Source organism: Acidovorax sp. Root70 (genome assembly GCF_001428225.1).
Classification (GTDB): Bacteria; Pseudomonadota; Gammaproteobacteria; order Burkholderiales; family Burkholderiaceae_C; genus Acidovorax.
The window spans coordinates 79,385-104,501 of sequence record NZ_LMHQ01000005.1 but is presented as its reverse complement, the minus strand read 5'-3'; the positions used below and the strand labels follow the sequence as shown (position 1 = coordinate 104,501).

At 66.0% G+C, this 25,117-nt stretch carries 25 protein-coding genes; 17 read left to right on the top strand and 8 right to left on the bottom strand.

What is annotated here, in order from left to right; all coding sequences use genetic code 11:
- Window positions 1–332: 332 nt before the first annotated feature.
- Complete coding sequence (locus tag ASD94_RS04195) at window positions 333–1,412, bottom strand: MBL fold metallo-hydrolase (RefSeq protein WP_056639094.1); 1,080 nt, start codon at window positions 1,410–1,412, stop codon at window positions 333–335.
- A 125-nt stretch (window positions 1,413–1,537) separates the two neighbouring features.
- Between ASD94_RS04195 and ASD94_RS04190 the strand changes: the two genes are divergently transcribed.
- The 9 genes from ASD94_RS04190 (at window position 1,538) to ASD94_RS04150 (ending at window position 10,563) form a co-directional block, all read left to right on the top strand.
- Window positions 1,538–1,933 carry a MerR family DNA-binding transcriptional regulator gene (locus tag ASD94_RS04190; protein ID WP_056639065.1) on the top strand — a complete coding sequence of 132 codons (396 nt, stop codon included), beginning with the start codon at window positions 1,538–1,540 and terminating at the stop codon, window positions 1,931–1,933.
- 120 nt (window positions 1,934–2,053) lie between these two features.
- Window positions 2,054–2,437 carry a PaaI family thioesterase gene (locus ASD94_RS04185; protein WP_369818025.1) on the top strand — a complete coding sequence of 128 codons (384 nt, stop codon included), beginning with the start codon at window positions 2,054–2,056 and terminating at the stop codon, window positions 2,435–2,437.
- A 41-nt stretch (window positions 2,438–2,478) separates the two neighbouring features.
- Entirely contained in the window at window positions 2,479–3,669 is a 1,191-nt protein-coding gene (locus ASD94_RS04180) for an isovaleryl-CoA dehydrogenase (RefSeq protein ID WP_056639059.1), read from the top strand.
- A gap of 36 nt (window positions 3,670–3,705) precedes the next feature.
- Entirely contained in the window at window positions 3,706–4,365 is a 660-nt protein-coding gene (can, locus tag ASD94_RS04175; protein ID WP_056639056.1) for a carbonate dehydratase, read from the top strand.
- A 56-nt stretch (window positions 4,366–4,421) separates the two neighbouring features.
- Window positions 4,422–6,227 carry a bifunctional isocitrate dehydrogenase kinase/phosphatase gene (aceK, locus tag ASD94_RS04170; protein WP_056639091.1) on the top strand — a complete coding sequence of 602 codons (1,806 nt, stop codon included), beginning with the start codon at window positions 4,422–4,424 and terminating at the stop codon, window positions 6,225–6,227.
- A gap of 81 nt (window positions 6,228–6,308) precedes the next feature.
- Window positions 6,309–7,496, top strand: coding sequence for an acetyl-CoA C-acyltransferase (locus ASD94_RS04165; protein WP_056639053.1), 1,188 nt, complete (start codon window positions 6,309–6,311; stop codon window positions 7,494–7,496).
- Window positions 7,497–7,545: 49 nt separating this feature from the next.
- On the top strand, window positions 7,546–8,625 hold the full coding sequence (locus tag ASD94_RS04160; RefSeq protein WP_056639050.1) for a hypothetical protein: 1,080 nt from the start codon (window positions 7,546–7,548) through the stop codon (window positions 8,623–8,625).
- Window positions 8,626–8,709: 84 nt separating this feature from the next.
- Window positions 8,710–9,378 (top strand): SDR family oxidoreductase, encoded by a 669-nt coding sequence (locus ASD94_RS04155; RefSeq protein WP_056639048.1) that lies wholly within the window; start codon window positions 8,710–8,712, stop codon window positions 9,376–9,378.
- Between the two features lie 54 nt (window positions 9,379–9,432).
- On the top strand, window positions 9,433–10,563 hold the full coding sequence (locus ASD94_RS04150; protein ID WP_056639045.1) for an acyl-CoA dehydrogenase family protein: 1,131 nt from the start codon (window positions 9,433–9,435) through the stop codon (window positions 10,561–10,563).
- Here ASD94_RS04150 and ASD94_RS04145 read toward each other — a convergent pair.
- The 3 genes from ASD94_RS04145 to ASD94_RS04135 all read right to left on the bottom strand — a co-directional run bounded on the left by ASD94_RS04145 (window position 10,541) and on the right by ASD94_RS04135 (window position 12,833).
- Complete coding sequence (locus tag ASD94_RS04145; RefSeq protein ID WP_056639042.1) at window positions 10,541–11,722, bottom strand: hypothetical protein; 1,182 nt, start codon at window positions 11,720–11,722, stop codon at window positions 10,541–10,543. The two genes, ASD94_RS04150 and ASD94_RS04145, sit on opposite strands and share 23 nt — an antisense overlap.
- Window positions 11,723–11,908: 186 nt before the next feature.
- Window positions 11,909–12,265, bottom strand: coding sequence for a DUF2237 family protein (locus tag ASD94_RS04140; protein WP_056639038.1), 357 nt, complete (start codon window positions 12,263–12,265; stop codon window positions 11,909–11,911).
- Between the two features lie 88 nt (window positions 12,266–12,353).
- Window positions 12,354–12,833, bottom strand: coding sequence for a DUF421 domain-containing protein (locus ASD94_RS04135; RefSeq protein ID WP_056639036.1), 480 nt, complete (start codon window positions 12,831–12,833; stop codon window positions 12,354–12,356).
- A gap of 163 nt (window positions 12,834–12,996) precedes the next feature.
- Between ASD94_RS04135 and ASD94_RS04130 the strand changes: the two genes are divergently transcribed.
- The 7 genes from ASD94_RS04130 to leuB all read left to right on the top strand — a co-directional run bounded on the left by ASD94_RS04130 (window position 12,997) and on the right by leuB (window position 19,981).
- Window positions 12,997–13,695: a DUF4197 domain-containing protein gene (locus tag ASD94_RS04130; protein WP_056639033.1), complete on the top strand. Its 699-nt coding sequence runs from the start codon at window positions 12,997–12,999 to the stop codon at window positions 13,693–13,695.
- A gap of 12 nt (window positions 13,696–13,707) precedes the next feature.
- The gene (locus ASD94_RS04125) at window positions 13,708–14,157 is read left to right on the top strand and encodes a YchJ family protein (RefSeq protein ID WP_056639030.1); all 450 of its coding nucleotides are present in this window, start codon (window positions 13,708–13,710) and stop codon (window positions 14,155–14,157) included.
- Between the two features lie 50 nt (window positions 14,158–14,207).
- The gene (locus tag ASD94_RS04120; protein WP_056639027.1) at window positions 14,208–14,861 is read left to right on the top strand and encodes an HAD family phosphatase; all 654 of its coding nucleotides are present in this window, start codon (window positions 14,208–14,210) and stop codon (window positions 14,859–14,861) included.
- 11 nt (window positions 14,862–14,872) lie between these two features.
- Window positions 14,873–15,769: a LysR family transcriptional regulator gene (locus ASD94_RS04115; RefSeq protein ID WP_056639025.1), complete on the top strand. Its 897-nt coding sequence runs from the start codon at window positions 14,873–14,875 to the stop codon at window positions 15,767–15,769.
- Between the two features lie 79 nt (window positions 15,770–15,848).
- Window positions 15,849–17,831, top strand: coding sequence for an aconitase family protein (locus ASD94_RS04110; protein ID WP_056639088.1), 1,983 nt, complete (start codon window positions 15,849–15,851; stop codon window positions 17,829–17,831).
- 20 nt (window positions 17,832–17,851) lie between these two features.
- Window positions 17,852–18,829, top strand: coding sequence for a tripartite tricarboxylate transporter substrate binding protein (locus tag ASD94_RS04105; RefSeq protein ID WP_056639023.1), 978 nt, complete (start codon window positions 17,852–17,854; stop codon window positions 18,827–18,829).
- A gap of 6 nt (window positions 18,830–18,835) precedes the next feature.
- The gene (leuB, locus tag ASD94_RS04100) at window positions 18,836–19,981 is read left to right on the top strand and encodes a 3-isopropylmalate dehydrogenase (protein WP_056639020.1); all 1,146 of its coding nucleotides are present in this window, start codon (window positions 18,836–18,838) and stop codon (window positions 19,979–19,981) included.
- A gap of 36 nt (window positions 19,982–20,017) precedes the next feature.
- Here leuB and ASD94_RS04095 read toward each other — a convergent pair whose 3' ends face one another.
- The 4 genes from ASD94_RS04095 to ASD94_RS04080 all read right to left on the bottom strand — a co-directional run bounded on the left by ASD94_RS04095 (window position 20,018) and on the right by ASD94_RS04080 (window position 23,286).
- Entirely contained in the window at window positions 20,018–20,698 is a 681-nt protein-coding gene (locus tag ASD94_RS04095; protein WP_056639017.1) for a glutathione S-transferase family protein, read from the bottom strand.
- A 35-nt stretch (window positions 20,699–20,733) separates the two neighbouring features.
- Window positions 20,734–21,768 (bottom strand): CDF family Co(II)/Ni(II) efflux transporter DmeF, encoded by a 1,035-nt coding sequence (gene dmeF, locus ASD94_RS04090; protein ID WP_056639014.1) that lies wholly within the window; start codon window positions 21,766–21,768, stop codon window positions 20,734–20,736.
- A gap of 8 nt (window positions 21,769–21,776) precedes the next feature.
- On the bottom strand, window positions 21,777–22,055 hold the full coding sequence (locus tag ASD94_RS04085; protein WP_056639011.1) for a metal/formaldehyde-sensitive transcriptional repressor: 279 nt from the start codon (window positions 22,053–22,055) through the stop codon (window positions 21,777–21,779).
- A gap of 121 nt (window positions 22,056–22,176) precedes the next feature.
- The gene (locus tag ASD94_RS04080) at window positions 22,177–23,286 is read right to left on the bottom strand and encodes an AraC family transcriptional regulator (protein ID WP_235510561.1); all 1,110 of its coding nucleotides are present in this window, start codon (window positions 23,284–23,286) and stop codon (window positions 22,177–22,179) included.
- Window positions 23,287–23,372: 86 nt separating this feature from the next.
- Between ASD94_RS04080 and ASD94_RS04075 the strand changes: the two genes are divergently transcribed.
- Window positions 23,373–25,103: an AMP-binding protein gene (locus tag ASD94_RS04075; RefSeq protein WP_200954180.1), complete on the top strand. Its 1,731-nt coding sequence runs from the start codon at window positions 23,373–23,375 to the stop codon at window positions 25,101–25,103.
- Window positions 25,104–25,117 lie beyond the last annotated feature (14 nt).

Here is a 25,117-nt window from a genome sequence, read left to right as displayed (position 1 = left end):
GAACAGGACAGTGAAACGACTTTGCGCCGATGATAGTGCGGGTTCCCGTGTGAAAGTAGGTCATCGTCAGGCTCTTACAGCCCAGAAAACCCCAGTCTCCAAAGGACTGGGGTTTTTTGCTTTGGAGCGCCAGATTCGCCACCGGGCTAGCTCTCAACGCACGCATCGGTTCCTAGCCCTTATCCCTCGCTTGGCACCTCTACTCGCCGCGAGACAATTGAGGCTGGCGAGAAGGCCTTGGCGTCACAATGCAGTCACCTCTCAGTGCTGACGCAAAGCTGCAGCGGAACTTGCCCGGCCGTGATCAAAAGACGACGGCTCCTTCGTCTGATTCATACTCCGCCCGGCACGCGAAATCTTTGAACCCCGGCATGATCAAGAAGCCGCTCCAATTTCCCCTCCATCCACAGATAGTGCAGATGCGCGAGAGCCTCGCCCATGGCGAACGTTATCTGGTGCGTGTCCAGCGCGCGCTGAAACAGGATCGGCAAGGCGTCGGCAGCGCTGAGGGCTTGGTTTTGGGCGGCTTGCATGATTTCCTCAAGGCGCTCGCGGTGATGGGTCTGCAATTGAGCGATGCGCGTGGCCAGGCCCGTAAAGGGTTTTCCGTGCGACGGCAGCACCAGCGTGTTTTCTGGCAACTCCAGATAGCGCAACAGCGAAGTCAGGAAAAGTTGCAGCGGATTGGCTTCTGGCTCACTGGCATGAACGCTGACATTGGTAGAGATGCGCGGAAGCACCATGTCGCCGCTGATGAGCGTGCTCAACTCCGTGCTGAACAAAGCGATGTGTTCGGGGGCGTGGCCGTAGCCACCGATGCAACGCCACGCTCGTCCTCCGATGTCCAAGGTGTCTCCGTCCATCATCCTGCGAAAGCGAGTTGGCAACGCGGGAACCAGGGTCGGGAAATAGGAGGATCGGCCTCGGACATGGGCTAAAAAGGCGGCATCTTGTGCCCCGTGCAGGGCATAAAAGTCGGCCCCCGCTTCTCCGCCAAACCCTTGTGGGTCGTACACGGCGACCCGTGCCACGTTGTAGTCGGTGGCACTGATCCACAAGCGCACGTCCCAGCGCTCGCACAGCCAGTGCGCCAGACCAATGTGGTCTGGATGCATGTGGGTCACGATGACCCGCAGGATAGGCAAGCCCCCTAGGCAATTGACGAATACCTGCTCCCACTGCGCACGGGTGGTAGCGCTGTCGATGCAGCAGTCCACCACGGTCCACCCGTCCACCAGCACACCGCTGGCATCAGTTTGCCGGTCGCGCAGCAACCACAGATTGATGTGATCGAGCGCGAAGGGAAGGCCCATGCGTACCCAGTAAACACCGGGCGCGACCTCGATGGCGTCGCCCTCGGGAGGGAGCGTGTCACCCAGTGGATAGTGGATCTGATGTTCTAGTGGGTTCATGGCAACGATTGGATGGGTTAGCATTGACGTTAACGTAAACGTCATGCGCTCAATGCATTGTAGAGAGCAGCCGCCACCGGGCTGTCTCCTGCGCGAAACCGACTCTGCTGTGTGCAGCACCCACTATGGCCAATACCTACACCATCAGCGATCTCGCCAAAGAGTTCGATCTCACCACCCGGGCAATCCGTTTCTACGAAGACATGGGCTTGTTGCAGCCTGAGCGCACTGGGTCTGCGGGCCGCAACCGGGTGTATAGCGCGCGCGACCGCACGCGGCTGCGCCTGACGCTGCGGGCCAAGCGCCTCGGGCTGTCCCTGACGGAAGCCAAGGAGATCATCGATCTCTATGACAGTCCCCGCGATACGGGCGTGCAACTGCGCAAATTCCTGGACGTGCTGGTCGTTCATCGCAAGCAGCTCGAAGAGCAAATGGCCGATCTCCAGGCCAACCTGGAAGAGGTGCGCGAGCACGAAGAAGAGGCGCGAACGCTGTTGGTCAAGGTGGAAAAGCAAAAGTGATTCATAATTGACGTTTACGTAAACGTAAATCAGGAGAGCACTGTGAGTCTGGCCCCTTTTGAGCCGCGTTGCCTCGACTATGCCGACCGTGTGCGCCACAGCTTTGCGCGCCAGGGGGCCATGCAGACCTTGGGCGCTGCGCTGGGTCTGGTGGCGCCGGGCGCGGTAGATATTGAGTTGCCATGGGCTGCTGCACTGACACAGCAACACGGCTTCCTCCATGCCGGCATGGTCGCTACAGCACTGGATTCGGCGTGCGGATATGCCGGTTTCACCCTGATGGCGGCCGATGCTGCGGTGCTCACCATTGAATTCAAGATCAACTTGCTGGCCCCGGCCAAGGGCGAGCGGTTTCGCATGGAAGGGCGGGTGCTGAAGCCCGGCCGCACCATCACCGTGTGCGAAGGCCGCGCCTTCGCCATCGAGGGCTCCCAAGAAAAACTGGTCGCCACCATGGGTTGCACACTCATGGCAGTGACCGGACGCGACCACATCCAGGGCTGAAGCCCGTCCATTTCATTACCCGTTACGAGGAGACATTCACCATGAGCATTCCCGCCAACCTTCCAGGCCTCAATTTCCAGCTGGGCGAAGACATCGACGCCCTGCGCGATGCCGTGCGCGACTTCGCGCAGTCCGAGATTGCTCCCCGCGCGGCAGAGATCGACCGCAATGACCAGTTCCCCATGGACCTGTGGCGCAAGATGGGTGATCTGGGTGTACTGGGCATCACGGTGCCCGAGCAATATGGTGGCGCCGCCATGGGCTACCTGGCCCACATGGTGGCCATGGAAGAAATCTCGCGCGCCAGCGCCTCGGTGGGCCTGTCCTATGGCGCGCACAGCAACCTGTGCGTGAACCAGATCAACCGCAACGGCAATGAGGCACAAAAGGCCAAGTATCTGTCCAAGCTCATCAGCGGTGAGCACGTGGGCGCGCTGGCCATGAGCGAACCCGGCGCGGGCTCGGACGTGATCAGCATGAAGCTCAAGGCTGAGGACAAGGGCGGCTACTACCTGCTCAATGGCAGCAAGATGTGGATCACCAACGGCCCCGATGCCGACACGCTCGTGGTCTACGCCAAGACCGAGCCTGAAATGGGCGCACGCGGCGTCACGGCCTTCCTCATCGAGAAGGGCATGAAGGGTTTTTCCATCGCGCAAAAACTCGACAAGCTGGGCATGCGCGGCAGCCACACGGGCGAACTGGTGTTCCAGGACGTCGAAGTGCCCGCAGAGAACGTGCTGGGTGGTCTCAACATGGGCGCCAAGGTGCTGATGAGCGGCCTGGACTACGAACGTGCGGTGCTGACCGGCGGCCCGCTGGGCATCATGCAGTCGGTCATGGACAACGTGATCCCTTACATTCACGACCGCAAGCAGTTCGGCCAGAGCATTGGCGAGTTCCAGCTCATCCAGGGCAAGGTGGCCGACATGTACACCGTGCTGCAGGCGGGGCGCTCGTTTGCCTACACTGTGGCCAAGAACCTCGACATGCTGGGCACCGACCATGTGCGCCAGGTTCGCAAGGACTGCGCCAGTGTGATCCTGTGGTGTGCCGAAAAGGCCACCTGGATGGCGGGCGAAGGCGTGCAGATCTATGGTGGCAACGGCTACATCAACGAATACCCGCTGGGCCGCCTGTGGCGCGATGCCAAGTTGTATGAAATCGGCGCGGGCACCAGCGAGATTCGCCGCATGCTGATTGGCCGCGAGCTGTTTGCTGAGACCTGCTGACCTGCCCTTACTGAAAACCTCACAGACCAAAACACCATGCCTTCCTCGATCGACGACCTGTTTGTTCACAATCGCGCCTGGGCAGCCCGGATGGAGAGCGAGCGGCCAGGCTTCTTCACCAACCTGCTGGCGCAGCAGAAGCCCAAGTACATGTGGATCGGCTGCTCCGACAGCCGGGTGCCTGCCAACCAGATCACCGGGTTGGAGCCAGGTGAAGTGTTCGTGCACCGCAATGTGGCCAACGTGGTGGTGCCCACCGACCTCAACTGCCTGTCCACCATCCAGTACGCGGTGGACCAGCTGCGGGTGGAGCACCTGATGGTGGTGGGCCACTACGGCTGCGGCGGTGTGCTGGCTGCGCTGGAGGGCACCCGCGTCGGTTTGGCAGACAACTGGATCCGCCACGTGACCGATGTGCGCGACCGTCACCGCGACCTGATCGCTGCCACCGCGCCTGAATGGCGCCACGACGTGCTGTGCGAGCTCAACGCCATCGAGCAGGTGGTGAACATCGCCCAGACCACCGTGATGCTCGACGCCTGGGGGCGGGGCCAGAAGGTCACGCTGCATGGTTGGTGCTACGGGCTCAAGGACGGGCTCATCAACAACCTGCACATGTCGGTGGACAGCACCGAAGGCCTGGAATCGCTGTACAAGGCAGCGATTGCCGGCGTGGCTGCCACCCGGCGGCAGTAAGTAGGGCGCCCCTGCCCACGCTTGCGACGGTTGCGCTGACAAGGATGCCTGCCACCATGTTCCCGCAACGCCTGGATGCCCCTCAGGCCTATGGCATTGCCAAGGCCATGATGGACGGCTTCAACCGCCACTACCGGCTGTTTCGCACCGAGTCCGCGCGGGCCAAGCACCGCTTTGAAACCGCCGACTGGCATGGCCAGCAGCGGGCGCAGCGCGAGCGCATCGAGTTCTACGACCTGCGGGTGAAGGAATGCGTGCGCCGCCTGGAGAAAGAGTTTGAGGCGGGCGCGCAGCCCATGGACGTGTGGCACCAGGTCAAGCTGCACTACATCGGGCTGCTGGTCAACCACCACCAGCCCGAGCTGGCCGAGACCTTCTTCAACTCGGTCACCACCAAGATCCTGCACCGCACGCATTTCCACAACGACTTCATCTTTGTGCGGCCTGCGGTCAGCACCGAATACATCGAGAACGACGAACCTGCCGCGCGGCCCACCTACCGCGCCTACTACCCGACGCGCGACACGCTGGGAGAAACGTTCCAGGCCATCATCGAGAACTTCCAGCTCCAGCGCGAATTTGCCGACCTGCAGCGCGACACGGCCTGCGTGGTGGCCGCCATGCGTGGGCGCCTCGACAAGGTGCGGCTGCGCACCAACTTCCAGATCCAGGTGCTCACCAGCCTGTTCTTCCGCAACAAGGGCGCCTATGTGGTGGGCAAGATCATCAACGGCTTCCACGAGGTGCCGTTTGCGCTGCCCATTCTGCATGACGACAGCGGCAAGCTGACCATCGACGCGGCCCTGTTTGGCGAAGACGACATGCAGATGCTGTTCAGCTTTGCCCGCGCCTACTTCATGGTGGACATGGAGGTGCCCAGCGCCTATGTGCAGTTTTTGCGCAGCCTCATGCCCCGCAAACCGCGCGCCGAGATCTACAACGCCCTGGGCCTGGCCAAGCAGGGCAAGACGCTGTTCTACCGCGACTTTCTGTACCACCTCAAGCACTCCAGCGACCAGTTCCGCATCGCGCCGGGCATCAAGGGCATGGTGATGCTGGTGTTCGATCTGCCGAGCTTTCCGTTCGTCTTCAAGCTCATCAAGGACTACTTTCCGCACCAGAAGGAAACCACGCGCGAGCAGATCAAGGCCAAGTACCTGCTCGTCAAGCAGCACGACCGCGTGGGCCGCATGGCCGATACGCTGGAGTACAGCGAGGTCGCCTTTCCGCGCGACCGGTTCGACGATGCGCTCATCGCCGAGATCGAGAAGTTCGCCCCCAGTCAGCTCGAAATCAGCGACCGCGACGGCGATGGCCAGACCGAGGTGATCATCAAGCACCTGTACATCGAGCGGCGCATGATCCCGCTCAACATCTACCTTCAAGAGGCTTTTGATACCGGCCTCGCCGACCCGCGCGCGCGCCAACAGATGGAGCACAGCGTCATCGAATACGGCAACGCCATCAAGGACCTCGTGGCCGCCAACATCTTCCCTGGTGACATGCTCTGGAAGAACTTTGGCGTCACGCGCAACGGCAAGGTCGTGTTCTACGACTACGACGAGATCGAATACCTCACCGACTGCAACTTCCGCCGCGTGCCGACGCCGCGCAACGAGGAAGAAGAGATGAGCGGTGAGGTCTGGTACAGCGTGGGCCCGCGCGATGTGTTCCCCGAAACCTTTGGTCCCTTCCTGCTGGGCAACGACGCGGTGCGCGAGGTCTTCATGCAGCACCACGCCGATTTGCTCGACGCCGCGTTCTGGCAGTCGCACAAGGAACGGATTCAGGCGGGCCACATGTTCGATGTGTTCCCTTACGACACGGAGCGGCGCTTTGTGCACGGCGCTGCGGCGGGCTGACCGCTCGCCAAACCCAGGCTTTCACCTCCCACTTTTTCCCTGAACACTTTTCCTCTGACCCTTACCCAGGAGACCTTCCCCATGTCCATCCAAGACCCCATCGTCATCGTCGGCGCCGCACGCACCCCCATGGGCTCGCTGCAGGGCGACTTCTCCAGCCTGGCTGCGCACGACCTGGGCGGCGCAGCGATCAAGGCCGCCATCGAGCGCGCTGGCGTTTCGCCCGACGCCGTGGGCGAAGTGCTGTTCGGCAACTGCCTGATGGCCGGGCAGGGCCAGGCACCCGCACGCCAGGCGGCGTTCAAGGGCGGCCTGCCCAAGGGGGCAGGCGCGGTCACGCTCAGCAAGATGTGCGGCTCCGGCATGAAGGCCGCGATGATGGCGCACGACATGCTGCTGGCGGGCACGCACGACGTGATGGTGGCGGGCGGCATGGAGAGCATGACCAACGCCCCCTACCTGCTGCAAAAAGGCCGGGGCGGTTACCGCCTGGGCCATGACCGCATCTTCGACCACATGATGCTCGACGGCCTGGAAGACGCCTACGAAGCAGGCCGCAGCATGGGCACCTTTGGTGAAGACTGCGCTGCCAAATACAGCTTCACGCGCGAACAGCAGGACGCGTTTGCCACGGCCAGCGTGCAGCGCGCCAAGGCTGCTACCGAATCCGGCGCGTTTGCGGCCGAGATCGTGCCCGTGACCGTCAAGACCCGCGCGGGTGAAACCATGGTCTCGGTGGACGAAGGCCCCGGCAAGGTCAAGCTCGAAAAAATCGCCACCTTAAAGCCAGCGTTCAAGAAGGACGGCACCATCACCGCCGCCTCCAGCTCCAGCATCAACGACGGCGCCGCCGCGCTGGTGATGATGCGCGAGTCCACCGCCAAGAAGCTGGGTGCCAAGCCCCTGGCCCGCATCGTGAGCCACGCCACCCACGCGCAAGAGCCAGAATGGTTTGCCACCGCCCCGCTGGGCGCCACGCAGAAGGCGCTGGCCAAGGCCGGCTGGCAAGTGGGCGACGTGCAGTTGTGGGAGATCAACGAAGCCTTTGCCGTGGTGCCCATGGCGCTGATGAAGGAGCTGGATCTGCCCCACGACAAGGTCAACGTGAACGGCGGCGCCTGCGCGCTGGGCCACCCCATCGGCGCCAGCGGCGCGCGCATCATGGTCACGCTGATGTACGCACTCAAGGCACGCGGCCTGAACAAGGGCCTGGCCACGCTGTGTATCGGCGGGGGCGAGGCCACGGCCGTGGCGCTGGAACTCGTCTGAGGCCGCTGGCTGGAGATGGGATGATCCCCGACTTTGTACAAGGACCGCGATGACCACTCCCTCTCCCGCCATCGGCGCCTTCTGGCGCGCGTTTTCTGATGCCCAGGCATCGCTCCAGGCCCTGCCGCTGCGCGAGCGCGTGGGAGCGGCCAATGTGCTGATGGAGCAGCACCTGGACGGTCTGGCGCTGGAGATGTCTGGTGGCGACGCCGACGCCGTGGTGGACCTCATCGTCACGGCCCATGGCAGCATCGAGAGTTTTCCGCTGCTGGCACAGGTGGTGGCGGCCGCACCCGCGCTGCCGCACTACCGCGTGCGCGCGTTTCGCGAGCGCACAACGCAGCCAGACTTTCCCATCGGCATGGAAGGCTTTGAGCTGGCCACGTCCGACGTGCTGGTGGCGCTGGAGCAGGATGGCGGGCAGGCGGCGCTGGAAATCCGCTTTGGCCGCGAGATCCCCAGCGACTACCAGGACCACGCGCGCAACATGGCGTTCATCATGCTTGACCATGTGCTGGGCGAATACGACTTTGCCGTGAAGGTGGGCGCGGTGGACTTCGTGGGCGACCCGGACGACGCTCACACCCCCTGGGTGCCGCTGAGCCAGCTGCCCCCGGTGTTCGACCGCTACTGGACCGAAACCCTGGGCCACACTGGCCACTTCCCCACGGGCGAGGCCGAGTGGGACGGACTGGAGCTGCAGTTTGACTGCCCCATCGACGAAGACGGCAACGAGCTGCCCGCCGACGACGTGGACGGCGGCGACGCGCCCGAGACCGGCGTGGTCATGGTCAACACCAGCGCCAACGCGGTGGCCATGCGCGCCGACCTGGCCTACGCCCTGACGGTGGACCTGGCGGTGCCCGACAGCGGCACCCTGAGCGCCGTGCAAGACCTGCAGGGCCAGGCCGCCACCGTGCTGCAAGTGCTGCAGCTGGGCATTCTGGTGCTGACGCTGATGCGCGCGGGGCGCCGGCAGGCGCTGTACTACGTGAGCGACGAACAGCTGGCCAAGCAGGCGCTGGCACCCCTGCTGCTGCGCGACGAGGCGGCATCGCTGGAGCTGAAGGTGGCGTACGACCCTGCGTGGTCGGGTTATTTCGAGTACGCCGGCTACCTGTCTGCCTGAGCGTGCGATGTCGCTTTGATTACTCCTGAATTGATAGCTGCTAACGCATGATTTACTAGCGCTTGCGGCACATTGGGCTTGAAAATGAACTCCATACTCGTGATCGGCGCGTCCCGGGGCATCGGCTTGGAGCTGGTGCGCCAGTACACCGACGCCGGGCGCCGCGTGATCGCCACCGTGCGCGACGATGCCGGCCGTGAACGCGTGCTGGCGCTGGGCGCCGAGGCACTCACCGTGGATGTGGCCAACCCCGCCAGCGTGAGCGGCCTGGCATGGCAGCTCGACGGCGAAAAGCTGGACCTGGCGCTCTATGTGGCCGGCGTCATCCGCCGCCCCAACGCGCTCACCCCGCCCACGCAGCAAGACTTTGATGCCGTCATGCACACCAACGTGCTGGGCGCCATGCAGGCCATTCCACAGGTGGCGCCCCTGGTGGCGGACGCGGGCGGCGTGTTTGCGTTTCTGTCGTCCTCCATGTCGCAGATCGGCAGCGTGCCCAACAGCGGCTCGTGGCTGTACCGCACCAGCAAGGCCGCGCTGAACATGGCCGTGGCCGCCGCGCAGCACGATTACCCCGGCGCCACGCTGGTCACCATCGACCCTGGCTGGGTGCAGACCGACATGGGCGGCGGCGGTGCCCCGCTCACGGTGGAGGACAGCGTGCGGGGCCTGCGCAGCACGCTGGCCAGCGTGACCGCTGCCGACAAGGGCCGCCTGCTGCACCACGACGGCCGCCGCGCTGCCCATTGGTAGGCCGCAAGCCGGTAGGCCCCCGAATTTCTGAACAACGACTCTGGAGACACTCCCATGCTGCTGACCCAAGACCAGGAAATGATCCGCGACGCGGTGCGCGACTTTGCACAGACCGAGCTGTGGCCCCACGCCGCGCGCTGGGACAAGGAACACCACTTCCCCAAGGAGGCCCATCAGGGCCTCGCCGCGCTGGGCGCCTACGGCATCTGCGTGCCCGAAGAGTTCGGCGGTGCCAACTTGGACTACGTGACGCTGGCCCTGGTGCTCGAAGAGATCGCTGCTGGGGACGGCGGCACCAGCACCGCCATCAGCGTGACCAACTGCCCCGTCAACGCCATCCTCATGCGCTACGGCAACGCGCAGCAAAAGCGCGACTGGCTCACGCCGCTGGCGCGTGGCGAGATGCTGGGCGCGTTCTGCCTGACCGAGCCGCATGTGGGCTCCGACGCCTCCGCACTGCGCACCACGGCGGTCAAGCAGGGCGACGAATACGTGATCAACGGCGTCAAGCAGTTCATCACCAGCGGCAAGAACGGCCATGTGGCCATCGTCATTGCCGTCACCGACAAGGGCGCGGGCAAGAAGGGCATGAGTGCCTTCCTCGTACCGACCAGCAACCCCGGCTATGTGGTCGCTCGGCTGGAAGACAAGCTGGGCCAGCACAGCAGCGACACGGCACAGATCAACTTTGACAACTGCCGCATCCCGGCCGAGAACCTCATCGGCGCCGAAGGTGAGGGTTACAAGATCGCCCTGGGCGCACTCGAAGGCGGGCGCATCGGCATCGCCGCGCAGAGCGTGGGCATGGCGCGCAGCGCGTTCGATGCAGCGCTGGCGTATTCCAAAGAGCGCGAGAGCTTCGGCACCGCCATCTTCAACCACCAGGCCGTGGGCTTTCGCCTGGCCGACTGCGCCACGCAGATCGAGGCCGCACGCCAGCTCATCTGGCATGCCGCCGCGCTGCGCGATGCGGGCAAGCCCTGCCTGAAGGAAGCCGCCATGGCCAAGCTGTTTGCCAGCGAGATAGCCGAGCGCGTGTGCAGCGCTGCCATCCAGACGCTGGGCGGCTATGGCGTGGTCAACGACTTTCCGGTAGAGCGCATCTACCGCGACGTGCGCGTGTGCCAGATCTACGAAGGCACGAGCGACGTGCAGAAGATCATCATCCAGCGCGCGTTGGCGTAGGACGTCTTTCGGCGCCTCGCTCAGGCGCCCTTGCGCAACTCGCGCTCCAGCAGCGCCAGCCGCTCGGGCTCGGCATGGTGCCGGGCCACAGGCTGCACTGTGGCAAACACGGTGCGCCCCATTTCGGCGCGCCCGCTCCAGGCCAGGGCCAGGCGCCCGGGGCTTTGCGCACCAGCCCCAGAAATTGCTCACACGCCTTGCCCAGGTGGCTGGCGGCTTCGCCCGCGCGGGCCGGGTCACGCAGCGCAATCATGCCCCGCACCCAGTCGATGAATGCTTGCCCGTGGGGTGGCAGCATGGCGGGCTGTAGCATGTCCACGAGGCGCTGCGCTTCGTCGGTGTGGCCCGCGCGGGCCTCACCCAGGGCCAGGTCCATCTGCAGCGTAGGCTCTCCTGGCCGCTGCGCCATCAGGTCGCGCAGGCTGGCGGTAAAGCCCGCATGGTCGCCCGTGGCCAGGGGCAGGGTGTAGATGCGGGCCAAGAATTCGCCTTCGTCCGCCGGGCGCATGGGGTGGATGCGCAGGCGCAGGATGGCGGCGTCCACCCCTTCGGCGCGCGCCTCGAACCAGGCCATGCGCACGGCGGCATCCCAGGCGGGCTGTCGCAAGAACGCATGCCGTTCGGCCGCACGGGCCAGCCGCTGGGCCAGCACGTCCAGACGGGGCAGGTCGCCCGTGGCGTGCGCGTGCAGCATCTGCTGGTACATGCGCTGAAACCGGTGCATGTAGGCAAACACCCCCAGCGGCGCCAGCATGGCCAGTACCAGAATCCCTTGCACCCACGGGCTCCACTGGCGCCACACGGCCAGCGCCACCAGGGCCGCGCACACCAGCAGCCAGGTGCGGTTGTTGCGCAGCAGCTGGCGCAGCGTGGTCCACAGGCCGGGGTTCTCCTGGGCTTCGATCTGGTCGCGCGCCAGCTGGCGCAGCGCCTTCACGTCCAGGGTGCCCAGTGCGTCGTCCGCCATCTCGGTCATCGCACGGGCATACAGCCCCGAGGTGTGCAGCTGCACCTGGGTGAGCGGCGGCTGCTGCAGCGCAGCAATGGCCTGCATGGCTTCTTCGGCCGTCTGGGCATGCACGAAGCCCTCGGTGGGGCGGCCCTGGGCGTCCTGCGCCTGGTACAGCCAGCGGGGCGGCTGGGGCTGGTGGGTGGTCATGGTGTGGCTCCCTCGTGGTGTGGCTTGCCAGCGCGCGCAAGGCGCCGGTCTGTGGCTGCGCATCGTAGGGGGCCGAGCGCTTGCGGCCTGCGACGGCTGGACGGGCGGTGTACCGCGGGCAGACGACCGGTGCCGTGGTGGTGCCCCATGTGGCGGGCCGCGCACCAGCCCGCGTCGCCGCAGCGATCAGCCAGCGCTTTGCAACTGCGCCAGCGTCACAAATTCCAGCGCGCGGGCGTGGGTGCACTCCAGGATCACCGGAGGCGCCACGCCCGCCTCGTAGGCCTCCTTCCAGCGCAGGGCGCACAGGCACCAGCGGTTGTTGGGCCGCAGCCCCGCAAACCGATGCTCCGGCCGGGGCGTGATGAGGTCATTGCCCCGCGCGAGCGAGAAGTCCAGAAACGCCTGCGTCATGCGGGCGCAGATCACGTGCGTGCCGTGGTCATGCTCATCGGTGTTGCAGCAGCCGTCGCGGAAGTAGCCTGTCAGTGGGTCGTAGGAGCAGGGCATCAGCAAGGTGCCCAGAACGTTCAGTGCAGTCATATCGGGTTGCGGTTGGCAGGTGGCAGAAAGCAGATGGATCGATGTTTGTGAAGGGGGTGCTTTGGCAGGGCGTACGGTGGACCGTCGCTCAGTCTCCACCGCCCCGGCGGCGCAGCACCACGGTGATCTGCCCGTTGGTCTCGATGGTGGCGCGCTCCACCTCATGGGCGTGCAGGCAGCCCCCGGCGCGCAGCGCGGCCTCCACGTCCTCGCGGGTCAGCAGCTCCTTGCGCATCAGCGTCTGGTTCAGCTCGCCCTGGTGGATCAGCACCTGGGCCTTGCCGTCCACCCAGCGTCCAATGCGCGGGAAGTGGAACGCCAGCCGCGCCAGCACCACATGCATCAGCATCAGCGTGCTGGCCGAGATCAGCCCGCCCACCAGCGAGTTGTCGCCCGCGTTCATCGAGTTTTGCACGGCGTTCGACAGGATCAGCAGCAGGATCAGATCAAACGGCTCGTACTGCCCCGTCTGCCGTTTGCCCGACAGGCGCATGAACACCAGCAAGAACAGATACACCACCACGCCGCGCAGCACAAACTCCCACCACGGCACGCTCATTTGCCACATTGCAAGGTTCCTTGTTGGATGCTTGGGTAGGAGGCAGTCTACGGCCTGCGGCGCGCCGTCGATTCCCTGAGCGAAAATCCCGCACAGTCCCCCGTGCAGTCCGTCCGCACCGCAGTGGCCGCCCGCGGGCGCCATCTGCCGTCCCCAACGAAAGAACCGATCCATGCAACGCCGCCAATTCACCCAAGCCAGCCTCGCCGGGGCTCTGCTGTGCGCCACTGCGCAACACGCCTGGGCCCTGTCGCTGGGAGACCTGAGCAACGCCGATGCCTCCAGCGGACTCAAGGCGGCGCTGGCCCAGGGCGCGCAAGCGGCGGTGTCGCTGCTGGGCCGCAACGACGGCTTTCTGAGCAACCCCAAGGTGCGCATTGGCCTGCCCGGCTATCTGGACGACGCTGCCAAGGTGATGAAGTCCCTGGGCCAGGGCAAGCGCATCGATGAGCTGGTGGTGTCCATCAACCGTGCCGCCGAGGCGGCCGTTCCCATGGGCAAGGATTTGCTGGTCGGCGCCGTGCAGAGCATGACGGTGACCGACGCCAAGAACATCCTCACCGGGGGCGACAACTCGGTGACGGCCTTTTTTGCCGACAAGACCCGGGCGCCGCTGGGCCAGCGCTTCTTGCCGGTGGTGAACCAGGCCACGGAAAAGGTCGGCCTCACGCAAAAGTACAACGCCTTCGCGGGCAAGGCTGCGAGCTTTGGCCTGCTGAAGGCCGAGGACGCCAACCTGGCGCACTACGTCACCGGCAAGACGCTGGATGGCCTGTACTTCATGATCGGTGAGGAAGAACGCCGCATCCGCCAGGACCCGGCAGGCGCCGGCAGCGCCATCGCACGCAAGGTGTTTGGCGCCTTGCGCTGAGGGGCTGCCGCGATGTCTTTGCCACGGCCCACCGACCCTTGCCCCTGCGGGCGCCTGGCGCCTGCGGGCCCTGGCGGCAGCAAGGGCAAAAGCGCTGCCCCCTTGCCATTCGCCCGCTGTTGCGGCCGTTACCTGGCCGCACCTGGGGTGGATGCCATCGCTGCCCCGGATGCAGAAAGCCTCATGCGGTCGCGCTACACCGCCTTTGTGTGCGAGCGGGCCGACTACCTGCAGACCACCTGGCATGCCAGCACGCGCCCGGCAGCACTCGACTTCGACGCTGGTGCCAGATGGCTGGGCCTGGACGTGCGCCGCCACGTCATCACCGATGCCGACCATGCCGTGGTCGAGTTCGTGGCCCGCTACCGTGTGGGCGGCCGTGCCGTGCGCCTGCACGAGACCAGCCGCTTTGTGCGCGAGGGCGGGCAGTGGTTTTACGTCGATGGAGACCAGCAGGGCTGAAATCCAAGCCAAAACTGCTCCATACGCTAGATAAATATGCCTTGATAGCTATGAAATTTGAAGCAATCCTGTTTGACTGCGATGGTGTGCTGGTGGACAGCGAGCCCATCACCAACGGCGTTCTGCGCGACATGCTGGCCGAGGCCGGGTGGGTGCTGACGCCCGAAGAGTGCATGCGCCTCTTCATCGGCAAGATGGTGCGCAGCGAGGCCGCGCGCATTGAGCACCACACGGGCCGCCCGCTGACCGACGAATGGATGTCGGCCTTCTACGCGCGCCGCAATGCCGCGCTGGAGGCGCAGCTCACCGCCATCGAGCACATCCACGGTGCGGTCGAGCGTGTGCACGCCCACCACGATGGGCGCATTGCCTGCGCCTCGGGGGCTGATCGTTTCAAGGTCGAGATGCAGCTGGCCAAGGTGGGCCTGGCGCCGTACTTCGCGGGCCGCATCTTCAGCGGCCACGAGATGCCCGCCACCAAGCCCGCGCCCGACGTGTACCTGGCCGCTGCTGCTGCGCTGCAGGCCGCGCCCACGCGCTGTGCGGTGGTCGAAGACACGGTGACCGGCGTGACTGCGGGCGTGGCCGCCGGGGCCACCGTGTTTGCCTACGCGCCGCTGGACGATGGCGCCGCGCTGCGGGCCGCGGGAGCGCAGCATGTGTTTTGCAGCATGGCCGAGCTGCCGGGCCTGCTGGGCTGCTGAGCCGGACCGCCATGACCCGCCGCGTCGATGCCTACAGCCTGCGCTTGTTCGCCGCTGTGGCGCAAGAGGGCTCCATCGTGCGAGCTGCGGCGCGCGAGCACATTGCGCCGTCGGCGCTGAGCCGTCGCCTGACGGACCTGGAGCATGCGTTTGGTACGCCGCTGCTGGTGCGCTCGCCGCGCGGCGTGCAGCTGACGGAGGCGGGGCTCCTGGTGTTTGAGCGTGGGCAGCAGATCGACCAGGGGCTGCAGCAGCTCGCACGCGAGGTGCAGTCGCTCGATGGCCGCGTGGCGGGCACGGTGCGTGTGGCGGCCAACACCTCAGCGGTGGTCGGCTTCCTGCCAGAACGGCTCAAGACCCTGCTGGCCCGGCATCCGGCCCTGCATGTTTCGCTCAAGGAGCTGGATACGCCCGAGGTGGTGCGCAGCTGTCTGGACGACCATGCCGACGTGGGCGTTGGGGTGTGCATGGATGTGCCCGCAGGCATGGAGCGCTGGCATTTCGCCAGCGACCCGCTGCTGGTGGTGCTGCCGCGTGGCCACGTGCTGGCCCGGCGCAGTGCCGTGGGTTTTGCCCAGGCCCTCGAGTGGCCACTGATCGGCGTGCGGGCCGGGGGCTCGCTGGACCGCTTCGTGCATGCCCAGGCCCTGGCCGCTGGGCGCAGCCTGCAGATGGCCGTCTCCGTGGGCAGCTTCGACGCCGTGTGCCGCATGGTCGAAGCGGGCCTGGGCATTGCCATCGTGCCCCAGAGCGCGGCGGCCGCCTATGCGGGCAGCCGCCATTTTGTGCGCCGTCCGCTGCAGGAGGACTGGGCCGCCCGTGAGCTGTGCCTGTATGCGCTGCGCAAGACGCCGCGCCTGCGCTCGGTGCAGGCCGTCATCGACAGCTGGAGTGGGCCCGCGGGATAACCCGGATCGCGATTTTTGCGAGACCCCCTGTGCTGCATTGGCGCTTGGCCTGCGTTGGGCGTCGGCCGATCATGCAGGCATGCAAGCCCATGCCAGCTCGGTCCGCTTTGACGGCCGCATCCTTTTTCTCAGCCAGTCCGCCGATGTGATGCAACGGCAGATGGGCGGCGCAGCGCTCACCCCGGGGGCGGCCGGCGCGCTGCGCGACGATGTCTCCACCGACGAGATCACGCCGCTGCCCATCCTCACCCACTACGACGCGCAGCTGGGCCGGTACCCGTACACGGGCTTCAGGGCGGGCGACGGCCTGCCCATCGTGGCCGATGCGGTGCGTCAGGGGGGCTTTCAGGTCACGGTGGCAGGCAAACGTTATGGAAAGGGCTCCTCGCGCGAGCACAGCCCCGCCGCAGAAAAACTGGCGGGCATCCGCCTGGTGGTGGCCGAGAGCTTTGAGCGCATCTACCGCCAGAACGCCGACAACATCGGCCTGTTCACCTCCACCGACTTTGGCCTCATCGAGCGCATCCAGCGTGGCGAGGCCATCGCCATCGACGAACTGGTGGCGGGCCGCGATGCGCTGGCGGCCGCCATCCTGCGCAGTGGCGGGCTGCTGCGTTTTGGCCAGCGCTTCATGCAGGGCGTGGCGCCCGTGGCCGAGGCGGGACAGGGCGGCGCTGCGCCGCGCACGCTGTTCGAGAAGATCATCGCCCGCCACGCATTGGCCACCGAACTGACCGCTGCGCATGCCGCGCCCGGCGACGGCGCCTTTGTGCAGGCCGACTGGCGCTTCATCCACGAGTACTACACCGGCATGGCCGCCCACATGCTGGGCGCGGAGTTCGGTGCATCGCTGGCACTGAACGGGCCCGAGTCCATCGTGGTGTTCGAGGACCACACCTCCTACGTGCACGAAAGCGCGACCCACGTGCGGGCCGGCCTGGTGCCCAACGTGCTCGCCATGTGTGCAGCGCAGCGCGCCTTTGCCCGGCGCTTTGGCCTGCGCATGCACCGCACCCTCACCGAGGACGAGGCCCGCAGGGACGATGGCAGCAACGTCGCAGGCATCTCGCACGCGATGATGGCCGAGCACTACGCGCTGCCCGGCCAGGTGGTGGTGGGCACCGATTCGCACACCCCGCAAAGCGGCGCGCTTGGCTGCGTGGCCTTTGGTGTGGGCACGACGGACATGGCCAATGCCTTTGTGACGGGCGCGGTGCGGCTCACGGTGCCCGAGCAACTGCGCATCGTGCTCGATGGTGCGGTGCCCGCTGGCGTGACGGCCAAGGACATCGTGCTGCACCTGCTGGCGCTGCCGGCCATCCGTGCGGGTGCCGGGTTGGGCAAGGTGTTCGAGTTCTGTGGCCCGGCCGTGGCGGCACTGTCCACTGACGAGCGTGCCACCCTGACCAACATGACGGCCGAGCTGGGTGGCTTTACCGGCATCGTGGCGCCCGATGCCGAAACGGTGCACTTTTTGCGCGAGCGGCGCGGGGTGGATTTCACGATCGAGCCCTGGATGCACAGCGACGCCGGGGCCCGGTACGCGCAAACCATTACGGTGGACTGCACGGCGCTCACGCCCATGCTGGCGCGCCCCGGCGACCCGGGCAATGGTCTGCCGCTGGCCGATCTGGCCGGGGCCGTTACGGTGCACATCGCCTACGGGGGCTCGTGCACGGCGGGCAAGCGCGAGGACTTCGACCTGTACCACGGCGTGCTGCAGTGGGCCGCGCAGCGCGGCCTGCGCGTGGCGCCGCATGTGCAGCTGTTTTTGCAGTTCGGCACCACGGCCGTGCGCGACTACTGTGTGGCGCGCGGTTACATGCCGGTGTTCGAGCAGGTCGGCGCGCGCATGCTTCAGCCGTCTTGCGGGGCGTGCGGCAACTGCGGGCCGGGCTCGTCCACCACCGCCGACCAGGTCACGGTGAGCGCCATCAACCGCAACTTTCCGGGCCGGGGCGGCCCGGGCCCCGTCTGGCTGGCCAGCCCGCCCACGGTGGTGGCCAGCGCAATTGCGGGCGAACTGCTGTCCTTTGCCGATCTGCAGGCCAGGCACCCATGAACAACGACAGGAGACAAACGATGAACCTTTTTCCATTGGCAACCCTGGGTCGACGGGCCCTGCTGCTGACCGCGCTGGCGGCGGCTGGCACCCTGGCCCATGCGCAGGGCGACAAGCCCGTGCGGGTGATCGTTCCGCTCACCACGGGCTCGACCGTGGACACGCTGGCCCGAGCGCTGTCACCGCCGCTGGCGCGTGCGCTGGGCCAGCCGGTGGTGGTGGAGAACATTGCAGGTGCGGGCGGCGTCTCGGGGACGGCCCAGCTGGTGCGCGCGCCCAAGGACGGGCAGACCCTGGCGCTGGTCTCGTCCAACCACGTGATCAACCCGGCCATCTACAAAAGCATGCCCTTCGACACGCTCAAGGACATCACGCCCATCACCGTGGTCGGCACGGTGCCGCTGGTGCTGGTGGCCACCAATGCGCTGCCGGTCAAAAGCCTCAAGGACCTGGTGGCCTATGCCAAAGCCAATCCCGGCAAGGTGGACTACGGCTCGGCTGGCAATGGCAGCGTGCTGCACCTGGCGGCCGAGCTGCTCAAGAGCGAGGGCGGCATCTTCCTCACCCACATCCCCTACAAGGGCACGGGCCCGCTGACCACGGACCTCATTGGCGGGCAGATCCACCTGGCTTTTCTGTCGGTGACGGCCGCCGCACCCCACGTGAAGGCCGGGCGGCTGAAGGCGCTGGGCGTGTCCACCACCCAGCGCTCGCAGGTGCTGCCCGAGGTGCCCACTTTGGCCGAGGCAGGGCTGCCGGGCTACAGCTTTGATGCATGGATCGCCTTGATCGGCCCGGCCGGCCTGCCCAAGGCCCAGGTGCAAAAGCTCTACCAGGACGTGAAGGCCACGCTGGCGCAGAAGGAGGTGCAGGACATCATGGCCGCGCAGGGCATCGCTCCGGTGGGCTCCCCGCCGGAGAGCGCCGAGCCCTTCTTCAAGGCTGAGCTGGCCAAACACGCCGACCTGGTGCGCCGGTCCGGCGCAGTGAAAGACTGACCCGCCGTGCACCGCATCGCCTTCCTGCCCGGCGAGGGCATCGGGCCCGAGGTGCTGGCGCAGGCCCGGCGTGTGCTGGAGGCCCTGCGCGGGCCGGATTTTGACTTTGACGCCGTGGAAGCCCCTGTGGGCGCGGTGGCCTGCGATGCCCACGGCCATCCCTTGCCGCCCCACACGCTGGCAGCAGCCTGCGCGGCCGATGCCGTGCTGTTTGGCGCCGTGGGCGACCCGCACCACGACCATCTGCCGCGCGCGCTGCGGCCCGAGCAGGCCATCCTGGGGCTGCGGCGCGGCATGGGCCTGTATGCCAGTCTGCGCCATATCCAGATCGACGCCACGGTTGCGATGCTGTCGCCGCTCAAGACGCAGCGGGTGCAAGGCGTGGATGTGCTCATCGTGCGCGAACTGGACGGCGACGTGTACACGGCCCTGCCCAAGGGCCAACGGGTGGCCGCCATCGGCCCTTTTGCGGGCGATGCCGAGGGTTTTGACTCCATGCGCTATGCGGCGGGCGAGGTGCGGCGCGTGGCGCATGTGGCCTTTGGTGCGGCACGCGCCCGGCGCGGGCAACTGGCCAGCGTGGACAAGGCCAATGTGCTGGAAACCTCGCGCCTGTGGCGTGAGGTCGTGACCGAAGTGGGCCGCACGCACTACCCGGATGTGCAGCTGCGCCACCTGTACGCCGACAACGCCGCCATGGCCCTGGTGGCCAGCCCCCAGGATTTTGATGTGGTGCTGACGGGCAACCTGTTTGGCGACATCCTCAGCGACCTGGCCTCGGTGCTTACTGGCTCCATCGGCCTACCCGCGTCTGCGCTGCTGGGGGATGGTGAGCCGGGTCGCACCCGGGGGCTCTTTGAGGCGGGGCATGGCACGGCGCTGGACATCGCGGGTACAGACCGCGCCAACCCCATCGGCTGCATCCGCGCGGCCGCCCTGCTGCTGCGGCACGCCTTGGCGCGGCCAGACCTGGCAGACCGGGTGGAGCAGGCTGTTCGCCGGGCGCTCGCCAGCGGGTGGCGTACGGCCGACATTGCAGATGCTGCAACACCAGAAAACCTGCGCGTTGGCACCCGCGCCATGGGCTCTGCCGTACTGCAGCACCTGCGCGAAAGCGCCGAGGTGCCGGGCACCTCCCTGTCATTGCTCTGAGCCTAGTTCGCAGCCCGGCAAGGTCCACGCGTGCGTTCAGGGCTGCGTATCGGGCGCGGGGGTGGTGGGCACCCCTTGCTCCTCTGCCGCCCTTACCTGCACCTCCATGGCTCGCTGGTAGGCAGGCCGTGACTGCAGCCGCTGCCAATAGGCCTGGGTGGCCAGCCCAAACTGTGTGTTCAAGCCCAGGTGCTGCGCGAGCAGCAGTGCATACCCGACAGCCACGTCTGCGGCCGTGAATCGGCCTGCGCACAGGTATTCGCTGTGCGCCACCGCCGCTTCCACGGCCCGCAGCCGTGCCAGAAACCAGCGGCTGTAGTCCTCCACCACCTGCGGTTGCTTGCGCGCATCGGGCTCAAAGCGCCCATAGCGCAGCACCAGCGTCTGCGGAAAGGTCAGCGTGGCATCGCTCATGTGCAGCCAGTTCAGGTAAGCGCCGTACGCCGGGTGCGTAGGTGCCACGTCCAGCCCCGCGTCGGGGTGTGTGCCCGCGAGGTACTGGCACATCGCGGCCGATTCGGTCATGCGCACCTCGTTCGGTGCAGTGCCCTGCACCAGCAGCGGCACCGTGCCCAGCGGGTTCTCATCCAGAAACCACCGGGCCTTGGCGCGCGGTGGGAAGGGCAGCATGTGGAGCTGGTAAGGCAGCTGCAGCTCTTCGAGCATCCACAGAGGGCGGAAGGAACGGGCGCTGACGCAGTGGTGCAGATGGAGCATGGGGAGGGTTTGAACGGTTGAGGGCTGCCCGCAGCTTAGCCGGTAACAAGGTGCTGCCCAGACGGCGCGTCACCCGGCGGCTGGCCGGCGTGCAGCTCATCGAGGCAATAGTGGATTTCAATGGTCGAGTGGACGATTTCCTCGTGCACCGACAAGCGTTCGCGCACCCCTGCCGGTGTGAGCTGGTGATCGTGGGTGACCACAGTCATCGCGCATGAATACACCTGCTTGCCCACCCGCCAGACATGCAGGTCGGTGATCTTTGTGTCGCCCGAATCCGGCGCTGTTTCCACCACCTCGCGAATCTCGTCGACCACTGGGTGGTCCATCTCGCGGTCCAGCAGCACCTTGCCTGTATCGGCGATGAGGCCCTTGGCCCAGACCGCGACCAGCACCGCGCCGACCACGCCCATCACGGGGTCGAGCCACGACCAGCCGAAGATCCAGCCGCCTACAAGCGCTGCGATTGCCAGCACCGATGTCGCGGCGTCGGCGATCACATGGAGATAGGCCGACTTGAGGTTGAGGTCGTGGTGGTGGCCACCGTGGCTGTGTCCATGGTCGTGCCCGTGGTGGTCATGTGCATGCCCGTGTTGGTGGCCGTGCCCATGGTGATGCGCCTTGCCCAGAATCAGTGCGCAGACCACGTTGACCACCAGCCCGAGAAGGGCGATCACGATGGCCTCCTTGTACCGGATCGGCTGCGGCGAGACGATGCGCTCCACCGAACCGACCAGCATCATGGCTGCCACACCCAGCAGGAAAATGGCGCTGGCAAAGCCGCTCAGGATCTCGATCTTCCAGGTGCCAAAGGCAAAGCGCGGATCTCGCGCATATCGCCGGGCGGTCCCATAAGCCACGGCCGACAGGCCAATCGCCACTGCGTGGGAGCTCATGTGCCAGCCGTCTGCCAGCAGCGCCATCGAGTTGAACCACCATCCGGCGGCTATCTCGATCACCATGGTGACGGCGGTGATCCACATCACCACGCGCGTGCTGCGTTCAGCGGCGTCGTTGCCGGTGTCGAACACATGGTCGTGGACCCAGCGGGAAAGATTTTCGGTATGCACAGTCGTTCTCACTTGATGTAGGCACGCAAAACATCGACCAATTCATGGGCGCCCTGCGCGCGCTCGGCGTCGCTGGCGATCTCTGGACTGGCGATATGGGTGTACACATGCTGTTCAAGCACCTCCGTCATCAGCCCACCCATGGCGCCGCGCACGGCTGCAATCTGGTGAAGGATGTCTGCGCACCCTTTTTCTGCATCGAGCGCGCGCTCCAGGGCTTCGACCTGCCCCCGGATGCGACGCACCCGAGCCAGCAGTTTGGATTTTTGTTGGATGGTGTGACTCATCGGGGTTCGAAAAATGACATAGGGGGGTAGGGTATTATAAATGCAGCTTTGCGAGTATCCCGAAATGGGGGGATGCCGGAGATGGCGGCGTTCTGGAGCAAAGCCCCCCTGCTTTTTGCCCCTACACCCGCACCGCCCTCCGAAACTCCGCTGGCGATTGTCCCGTCCACCCCCGGAACGCCCGGATAAAACTTTTCTCGTTCTCAAACCCCGCGGCCTCGGCCACCTGCTTGATGGGCCGCTGCGTGCGGTGCAGCAGCTCCACCGCGCGGGTGCGGCGCACCTCGTCTTTCAGGCCCTGCAGCGTGGCGCCTTCTTCCTTCAACTGCCGGTGCAGCGTGCGCGGCGACACGTGCAGCAGCGCGGCCAGTGATTCGGCGCTGTGCTGGGGCAGGGCGTGGGCGGGCTGGCCGAGCAGGGGCGCGGCCAGCAACTGGCGCACGCGCTGCACCAGCAGGCGGTCCCGGCGGTAGTGCAGCACCGTCAGGGGCAGGGCGTGCTGCAGCATCTGGCGCAGGGCCTGTTCGTCGCGGCGCAGGGGCAGGTGCAGGTAGCGGGCGTCGAAGTGAATGGCGGTGCGCGGTGCATGGAAGGTGACGGGGCCACGGAACAGCACGGCATACGCATCGGCATGCGGCGGGGCATCAAACGCAAATTCGGCAGCGATGAGGGGGATGCGCGAGTCCACCATCCAGCAGGCCAGGCCATGGGCATTGCGCAGCACCGACACCAGGCAGAACTCGCGCAGTGCACCCAGGTCGCGGGCTTCGGTGATGGCCAGGGTGGCGGTGTCGCCGCTGGTGGTGAGGTGCAGCGCAATGTCGTCCGCCAGCAAACCGTGGTGGCGGCACCAGCGGGCCAGGGCCACCTGCAGCGTGGGCGAGCTGATGCTCGCGCGCGCCAGCATGCCGTAGCTGCCCCAGGGCAGTCGGCGGCTGAACCAGCCCAGGGCTTCGTCGTCCAGCTCTTGCATGGCGGCGTCGGAGATCTGCTCCATCTGCCAGGCGGTGATGTGTGCCCTGTCATCTTGCAGCAGTTGCGGCGCAATCTGTGCCTGGGCCAGGGCGCGTTCGGGGCTCATGCCGCGCCGTTCATAGGCCAGAGCGATGGCCCGCACGAAGGCGATGGGCGTGGCGGCAGGGGCTGTGGCGGGCGCGGACAAGTGGTTGGCGGGTTGGATGGACGGTTTCACGCTGCAGAGTGTGCCAGCCGTGGCACGATTTGCAACCATTGTGGCAACCCGGCCGGGGCGTGGGCTCCTATGCTTGCACATCGCCCGCCATGCGCGCAGGGCCGGATGACAGAGGAGACAACCCCGTGACGAGTGCAGCCGCAACACAATCCGCACCGCTGGTAGACAGCTACGCCCGTGGCGCTACCGATGTTCCCCTGATCGAGCAGACCATCGGCGCCTTCTTTGCCGACATGGTGGCCCGCCAGCCCGAGCGCGAGGCGCTGGTCAGCGTGCACCAGGGCCGCCGCTACACCTACGCCCAGTTGCAGACCGAAGCCCATCGCCTGGCCAGCGCGCTGCTGGGCATGGGACTCACCCCCGGCGACCGCGTGGGCATCTGGTCGCACAACAATGCCGAATGGGTGTTGATGCAGCTGGCCACCGCACAGGTGGGCCTGGTGCTGGTCAACATCAACCCGGCCTACCGTACGTCCGAAGTCGAATACGCGCTCAACAAGGTGGGCTGCAAGCTGCTGGTGACCATGGCCCGCTTCAAGACCAGCGACTACCTGGGCATGCTGCGCGAGTTGGCGCCCGAATGGCACCACCAGCAGCCGGGGCAACTGGGCTCTGTGAAGCTGCCCCATCTGAACACGGTGGTGTGGATCGATGAGGCGGGGCAGGGCGCCGACGAGCCCGGCCTGATGCGCTTTACCGACCTGCTGGCACGCGGCAACGCGGCCGACCCGCGCCTTGCACCCATTGCAGCGACGCTGAAGGCCACCGACCCCATCAACATCCAGTTCACCAGCGGCACCACGGGTTTCCCCAAGGGGGCCACGCTCACGCACCGCAACATTTTGAACAACGGCTTTTTCATTGGCGAGTGCATGAAGCTCACGCCCGAAGACCGTTTGTGCATCCCCGTGCCGCTGTACCACTGCTTTGGCATGGTGCTGGGCAATCTGGCCTGCCTCACGCATGGCTCTGCCATCGTGTATCCCAACGACGGGTTTGACCCGATCACGGTGCTGCAGACGGTGCAGGACGAGCGCTGCACCGGCCTGCATGGCGTGCCCACCATGTTCATTGCCGAGCTGGACCATCCGCGTTTTGCCGAGTTCAACCTGAGCACGCTGCGCACCGGCATCATGGCGGGCTCGCCGTGCCCCACCGAGGTGATGAAACGCGTGGTGGAGCAGATGAACCTGCGCGAGATCACCATTGCCTACGGCATGACCGAGACCAGCCCCGTGAGCTGCCAGAGCAGCACCGATACGCCGCTGGACAAGCGCGTATCGACCGTGGGTCAGGTGCAACCGCACCTAGAGGTGAAGATCGTGGACCCCGACACCGGCGCCATCGTTTCCGTCGGCCAGCGCGGCGAGTTCTGCACCAAGGGCTACTCCGTCATGCACGGCTACTGGGGCGACGATGCCAAGACCCGCGAGGCGATTGATGAAGGCGGCTGGATGCACACCGGCGATCTGGCCACCATGGACGCCGAGGGCTATGTGAACATCGTCGGCCGCATCAAGGACATGGTGATCCGTGGCGGCGAGAACATCTACCCGCGCGAGATTGAAGAGTTTTTGTACCGCCACCCCCAGGTGCAGGACGTGCAGGTGGTGGGCGTGCCCGACCAGAAGTACGGCGAAGAACTCTGCGCCTGGATCATCGCCAAGCCCGGCACCCAGCCCACCGAAGACGACATCCGTGCCTTCTGCAAGGGCCAGATTGCGCACTACAAGGTGCCGCGCTACATCCGCTTTGTCACCAGCTTCCCGATGACGGTGACGGGCAAGATCCAGAAGTTCAAGATCCGCGACGAGATGAAGGACCAGCTGGGTCTGGAAGAACAGAAAACCGCTTGAAAGAGCAAGACCGT

Excerpts from the sequence above, each read along its gene's own strand:
- ASD94_RS04195 (WP_056639094.1), bottom strand. The coding sequence starts at position 1,412 with ATGAACCCACTAGAACATCAGATCCACTATCCACTGGGTGACACGCTC.
- ASD94_RS04190 (WP_056639065.1), top strand. The coding sequence starts at position 1,538 with ATGGCCAATACCTACACCATCAGCGATCTCGCCAAAGAGTTCGATCTC.
- ASD94_RS04185 (WP_369818025.1), top strand. The coding sequence starts at position 2,054 with ATGCAGACCTTGGGCGCTGCGCTGGGTCTGGTGGCGCCGGGCGCGGTA.
- ASD94_RS04180 (WP_056639059.1), top strand. The coding sequence starts at position 2,479 with ATGAGCATTCCCGCCAACCTTCCAGGCCTCAATTTCCAGCTGGGCGAA.
- can (WP_056639056.1), top strand. The coding sequence starts at position 3,706 with ATGCCTTCCTCGATCGACGACCTGTTTGTTCACAATCGCGCCTGGGCA.
- aceK (WP_056639091.1), top strand. The coding sequence starts at position 4,422 with ATGTTCCCGCAACGCCTGGATGCCCCTCAGGCCTATGGCATTGCCAAG.
- ASD94_RS04165 (WP_056639053.1), top strand. The coding sequence starts at position 6,309 with ATGTCCATCCAAGACCCCATCGTCATCGTCGGCGCCGCACGCACCCCC.
- ASD94_RS04160 (WP_056639050.1), top strand. The coding sequence starts at position 7,546 with ATGACCACTCCCTCTCCCGCCATCGGCGCCTTCTGGCGCGCGTTTTCT.
- ASD94_RS04155 (WP_056639048.1), top strand. The coding sequence starts at position 8,710 with ATGAACTCCATACTCGTGATCGGCGCGTCCCGGGGCATCGGCTTGGAG.
- ASD94_RS04150 (WP_056639045.1), top strand. The coding sequence starts at position 9,433 with ATGCTGCTGACCCAAGACCAGGAAATGATCCGCGACGCGGTGCGCGAC.
- ASD94_RS04145 (WP_056639042.1), bottom strand. The coding sequence starts at position 11,722 with ATGACCACCCACCAGCCCCAGCCGCCCCGCTGGCTGTACCAGGCGCAG.
- ASD94_RS04140 (WP_056639038.1), bottom strand. The coding sequence starts at position 12,265 with ATGACTGCACTGAACGTTCTGGGCACCTTGCTGATGCCCTGCTCCTAC.
- ASD94_RS04135 (WP_056639036.1), bottom strand. The coding sequence starts at position 12,833 with ATGTGGCAAATGAGCGTGCCGTGGTGGGAGTTTGTGCTGCGCGGCGTG.
- ASD94_RS04130 (WP_056639033.1), top strand. The coding sequence starts at position 12,997 with ATGCAACGCCGCCAATTCACCCAAGCCAGCCTCGCCGGGGCTCTGCTG.
- ASD94_RS04125 (WP_056639030.1), top strand. The coding sequence starts at position 13,708 with ATGTCTTTGCCACGGCCCACCGACCCTTGCCCCTGCGGGCGCCTGGCG.
- ASD94_RS04120 (WP_056639027.1), top strand. The coding sequence starts at position 14,208 with ATGAAATTTGAAGCAATCCTGTTTGACTGCGATGGTGTGCTGGTGGAC.
- ASD94_RS04115 (WP_056639025.1), top strand. The coding sequence starts at position 14,873 with ATGACCCGCCGCGTCGATGCCTACAGCCTGCGCTTGTTCGCCGCTGTG.
- ASD94_RS04110 (WP_056639088.1), top strand. The coding sequence starts at position 15,849 with ATGCAAGCCCATGCCAGCTCGGTCCGCTTTGACGGCCGCATCCTTTTT.
- ASD94_RS04105 (WP_056639023.1), top strand. The coding sequence starts at position 17,852 with ATGAACCTTTTTCCATTGGCAACCCTGGGTCGACGGGCCCTGCTGCTG.
- ASD94_RS04095 (WP_056639017.1), bottom strand. The coding sequence starts at position 20,698 with ATGCTCCATCTGCACCACTGCGTCAGCGCCCGTTCCTTCCGCCCTCTG.
- ASD94_RS04085 (WP_056639011.1), bottom strand. The coding sequence starts at position 22,055 with ATGAGTCACACCATCCAACAAAAATCCAAACTGCTGGCTCGGGTGCGT.
- ASD94_RS04080 (WP_235510561.1), bottom strand. The coding sequence starts at position 23,286 with ATGGTTGCAAATCGTGCCACGGCTGGCACACTCTGCAGCGTGAAACCG.